Raw genomic sequence first — 4459 nt, 5'->3', positions numbered from 1 at the left:
AAACGTCCAGACATTCATATGTGTTTGGTCTAATTTAAATTTGCGTGGCAGGGCAAAGCACTGACCATATTTTGTGCCAGTTGCGTAAGTCCTGTTTTGATAGAGTTTTACCAGTTTCAATAAGCCCAGGGTATATTCACTGACATGGGTCAAGTTACCGTAGATAAAGTTAACTGGGTTATTGATTTCGTGAGCTACTCCAGCCACTAATTGACCTAAACTCGACATTTTTTCAGTTTGAATTAGTTGAGCTTGAGTCTGTTTGAGATTGTGCAGAACTTGGTTGAGTTGTTCTGTCTGGGCATTAGCAACAGCAGTAGCAACACGGCTTTGATTATACAATTGGGCTTGGTCAATTGCGATCGCTAACTGGTCAGCTACGCCTCGAATCAATTCCACCTCATTATCGCTCCAAGAACGCAGCGCCCTACTATGTTCGCAGACAATCACACCCAAGCGACCCGACTGAGTTTGAACCGAAACTGTTAGTAGAGACTTCAAGCCTAAATTCAGCAATAACTCCCGGCTTGTGGAATCAAGCCAGGAATCTGTAGCAATGTCATCTAAGCAAAGCAAATTCTCTCTCAGAACAGCCTCACTTAGCGCTTCTACCTTCTGAATAGAAGAACAACCCAAGGGTTCTGGCAAGTCGGGAGCGTAGGCTTGCTGACTCAGTTCAAAGCCAATAGATTCATTTTCTCTTTCACACCAAAGAAACTGACATCGATCGATCTGGAGCAGTTCTCGAACTTCAGCTACTACTGTACTTAAAATGGTATTTAAATCCAGCGAGTTACGAATTTGACTAGATAGACGAGTTTTAAGAATTTTTTCTCGCTCAACTAGCTCTCGCAACTCGGCTTCAGATTGCCTTAACTCTAGCTGGGCCATCTGACGATTAACGCTCGCTTTTGCTAGTAGCCAAGAACCAATACTAATTAGTCCTACTAACCAAGCATATAAAAGTAGAAATTGACTCAAAAATCGGTTTGATTTAGTTGTCAATATCTCTGGCGACACCCACGAGACAATCTTCCAGTGATAGGACTTGGTATCAATTTGATTTTGGCTTGATGCAAAAGCCTGTCCCGCTCCTGTACTAGATTTTTGCCCTTCTAAAAGCGGGTAAAGTGTAGTAAAAGTGAACATTCCCTCAGCAGTTTGGAATTGTCCCGATTCTTTTTGAGAAATTTGCTGCCATGCTTGGGGAAAAGTTTTGCCAAAAGTGTAGTTTTTCCGATTGGGAAACATAAATCCCCATTCGGATTCAGATTTGGCTCCTTTTAACCAATAACCATCAGCATTCAGCAACATTCCCTGGCTAGAGGCGTTATTGAAAGTTCGATTAAAATTATCTAGCAGTTTGCTACCGAAATAATTTAAGACTACAATGCCTCGTTTCTGTCCACTACGATCAAAAACCGGAGTGCCAAAGCGAATCATTGGTTTGAGGGGTTTTTCAACCTGACCTCGCTCAATATTCAAGTCAAGAGGAGAGACAAACACTTCTCCTTGGTTCAGTTGCAAAGTGTCATTAAACCAGTAGCGTTTGGCTTGCACTTGCAGTTTTTCTTCGGGGACAATCTCTGGTTGACCTTGCTTGAAGTTGACTCTGACAACTTCTTTACCCGATAGATCCAAAAAGCGAATTTGGTCATAAAGTTTTTTATATTGAGAAAATGATAAAAATTCCCTGGAAAGTGCTTCTTGTTCTGTATTTACTCTGTCTAAAATTTTCTGTAGCTCGTTTTGTTTAGAAATAACAATCAAATCTGAAACAACGGAGCTAAAGTCTCCGCTAATTACTTTTGTTTGTAAATCTACCTTGCCGAGTTCATTTGTTTTTAATACAACTTTCTCATTTTGTAATTGTTGGTAATAGATAGTTCCGACAACACTTGCAATTAATGCTGATAATGGCAAAAAAACGGTGAGAAAATTTTTGATTAAAATTCGTGACTGGCTTTTTGGTGACATATTTGATACTTAAGTACGACTGAAAAATCGGGCTAAATATCAGCTAATTTCCAGCTGCGCCATATTTTCGGACTCAAGGTTGAGAAAAGACTTTTTCTCTTGGTAGGGATAGGTAATCAATCAGCCCAGCTACCAAATTCACCATGAAATTGAATACTCTGCGACTTCTGGAATGTTCTAGTTGAACAATATTCCACCCTTTTTTGCTATTGTGGGTTAGACACTCTCGTAGACAGTACCGAAAAATTACTTAATTACAGAAAATACGCTTTTAATTACGTATAAATGCTGACCAATAAATGAAGCTATGTCTACGATGGTCTATTCTGCGTCCCTAAATATGCTTTTTGATTCTGGCGCTGCGATCGCACATGAATAGATTACCTACAATCTATCTAAAATCCGATTTGGCAAAACCGCTTATGTTAAACTACAACCCGCTCCATTGTTTGCCATCTTCCGAAGAGCTACCCGACTCTAATGATACCCCTGTGGATAATGAACTCCAAAATTTAATTCCTGGCTTGTTGAAAACCACACTAGCTTTAGTTTGGTGCGATCGCTGGGATTGGTTTTTTGGTGTTGACATGGGTATTTATTATCACCCAGACAAATCAGCCATTGTCCCTGATGGGTTTCTCAGCTTAGGTGTTAAACGCTTTATTGATGAAGATTTACGCCTAAGTTATGTGCTGTGGGAAGAACAGAAGCCACCAATTTTAGCATTAGAAATTGTTTCCCAAATATATCGAGAAGAATATAGCAGCAAAAAACAATTCTACGCTCAAGAATTAGGAATTTTATACTATGTTGTCTATAATCCGCTTCGACGTAAAAAGACACCTTTGGAGGTGTATCACTTAGTTGATGGCGAATATATCTTAATATCAGGAAATCCTGTTTGGCTACCAGAGATTGGTTTAGGAATTGGGCGAGAACGGGGAATTTATCAAGGTATAGTGCGGGAGTGGCTGTACTGGTATGACGAGTCAGGGCAAAGATTGCTAACACCAGAAGAACGCATCAGGGAAGCTGAAGAACGCACAGCTTTTGAAGAACAGCGACGGGTACAAGCAGAACAAAAAGTGAAAATGTTATTTGAAAGGTTGAATGCGTTAGGTGTCGATCCAGAAAGTTTGGGTTGAAATTTTGGATTACTCTGGCTTAAAGGAGAGAGTAAATCTATTTTTTGCTGGGATGGACATAATGAAATTGATTGGCAAGCTTTAGGCCAAAAAGTCAGTTTAAAAATCAACGGAAATCACAATTTAAATCAAGAACAAATACAAACATCTACCAATAAAATAGCTGTAAATTCCATACTTTTTTGATAGCTCAAAGTGACACATATTTAGCCAAATTAAATTGGACTCCAGAGCAGGGAAGGGAATATTTACAGCAAAAATATGGCAAGCGATGTCTACGACGGGCTACGCCTACGCGCTTACAACTCACTGATACAGAAATTCTGGATTTTATTGATTATCTGCAAGGAAAATTAACCCAAAGCTGCCAAACTAGCCATCCAATTTAGTCTGGTATTAGGTTGACTTGGCCTCAGATGCTGGATAAGCTTTGTGTGCTTCTGCGTAAATTTTTAATGCTATAGCCATTTGCTGTTCGCCAGTCTCTCCCTGTGCTTTGAACCAAGCAAAAGTTTCAGGATCTACCTGAACTGTGATTTTTACAGGTGACTTGGGCATTCGCAATTGTGCTTTAGCAAAAAATTCTTCTGACAAGGGTGGAATATCTGAGGTATCGATGTCTTCGTCACTCATTGCATCGACTCTAGCCCAATCGGTTTTTGAGGTATTGTTCATAGCGTTTTCGTTCGTGAGACAGTGCCTTTCTTAATGAGATGATCCGAACTATTTCGTCATCAGATTCGGTGTAAATAACTACTACAATTCGGCCATCAAGTAGTCCAATACCGCTATACCGATCTTCTCCATAGTCCTTTCGATCATCAAGGTAGACAAGCATCGGTAAAGTAAAGATGCGGCTAGCATCAGCAAAGTCGAAACCATGCTTTGTGATGTTACTTTGGTTTTTGCGTTCATCCCACTCAAACTTCATGAACTCAATATACCAGTGGCTCCAGGCAAATGAACTCACTTTCAGGGAAAATTGAGACTGCGTACTGTAAAGAGAAGGATGCTAAATCAACCTGATCTTGCTCAGTCCAAGTATCACTTTGGTCGATGATAGACAAGTTTTGCTGGACTAGCTCATTCAGAATTAGGGTTGCCAAGCGCAGCTGTTCAGTCGGTGATAAGTTACAAACAACTTGGCTATATATTTCTTGGGCTTTATTGGACATATTTAATCCTCCTGTCCTTCATCCTAACAGTTGTGATGCCTACGGCAAGGTGCTATAAAGCGTCTACACATAACCCGGATTTCTCACAAGACCTTAAAAAAGAGGGGTCAAAAACTGCCAAAATGTATATTGCAAAACAATCCCAGCAGCTTTATTGTATGA

Annotated in this window: 6 protein-coding genes; 2 read left to right on the top strand and 4 right to left on the bottom strand. The window is 40.0% G+C overall.

The window, feature by feature from the left end; genetic code table 11:
- The coding region (locus V7K32_RS03945; protein ID WP_334990523.1) for a GAF domain-containing protein at nucleotides 1–1977 on the bottom strand (1977 nt) is incomplete at its 3' end.
- A 422-nt stretch (nucleotides 1978–2399) separates the two neighbouring features.
- Here V7K32_RS03945 and V7K32_RS03940 point away from each other — a divergent pair.
- Together V7K32_RS03940 and V7K32_RS03935 are read left to right on the top strand one after the other, a co-directional pair.
- Nucleotides 2400–3122, top strand: a complete 723-nt coding sequence (locus tag V7K32_RS03940; protein ID WP_334990521.1) for a Uma2 family endonuclease — start codon at nucleotides 2400–2402, stop codon at nucleotides 3120–3122.
- A gap of 182 nt (nucleotides 3123–3304) precedes the next feature.
- Nucleotides 3305–3511: a hypothetical protein gene (locus V7K32_RS03935; protein WP_334990519.1), complete on the top strand. Its 207-nt coding sequence runs from the start codon at nucleotides 3305–3307 to the stop codon at nucleotides 3509–3511.
- 7 nt (nucleotides 3512–3518) lie between these two features.
- On the opposite strand, the gene V7K32_RS03930 is transcribed toward V7K32_RS03935, so the two are convergent.
- From V7K32_RS03930 to V7K32_RS03920, 3 genes are read right to left on the bottom strand one after another with little or no spacing between them, the layout of a single operon-like run.
- Nucleotides 3519–3797, bottom strand: coding sequence for a hypothetical protein (locus V7K32_RS03930; protein WP_334990517.1), 279 nt, complete (start codon nucleotides 3795–3797; stop codon nucleotides 3519–3521).
- Nucleotides 3766–4053, bottom strand: coding sequence for a BrnT family toxin (locus tag V7K32_RS03925; RefSeq protein WP_334990515.1), 288 nt, complete (start codon nucleotides 4051–4053; stop codon nucleotides 3766–3768). The genes V7K32_RS03930 and V7K32_RS03925 overlap by 32 nt, the downstream gene beginning before the upstream one ends.
- A 4-nt stretch (nucleotides 4054–4057) precedes the next feature.
- Nucleotides 4058–4297 carry a hypothetical protein gene (locus V7K32_RS03920; RefSeq protein ID WP_334990513.1) on the bottom strand — a complete coding sequence of 80 codons (240 nt, stop codon included), beginning with the start codon at nucleotides 4295–4297 and terminating at the stop codon, nucleotides 4058–4060.
- Nucleotides 4298–4459 lie beyond the last annotated feature (162 nt).

It is taken from the genome of Nostoc sp. (genome assembly GCF_036917635.1).
Classification (GTDB): Bacteria; Cyanobacteriota; Cyanobacteriia; order Cyanobacteriales; family Nostocaceae; genus Nostoc.
This window is presented reverse-complemented; position numbering and strand designations above follow the sequence as displayed.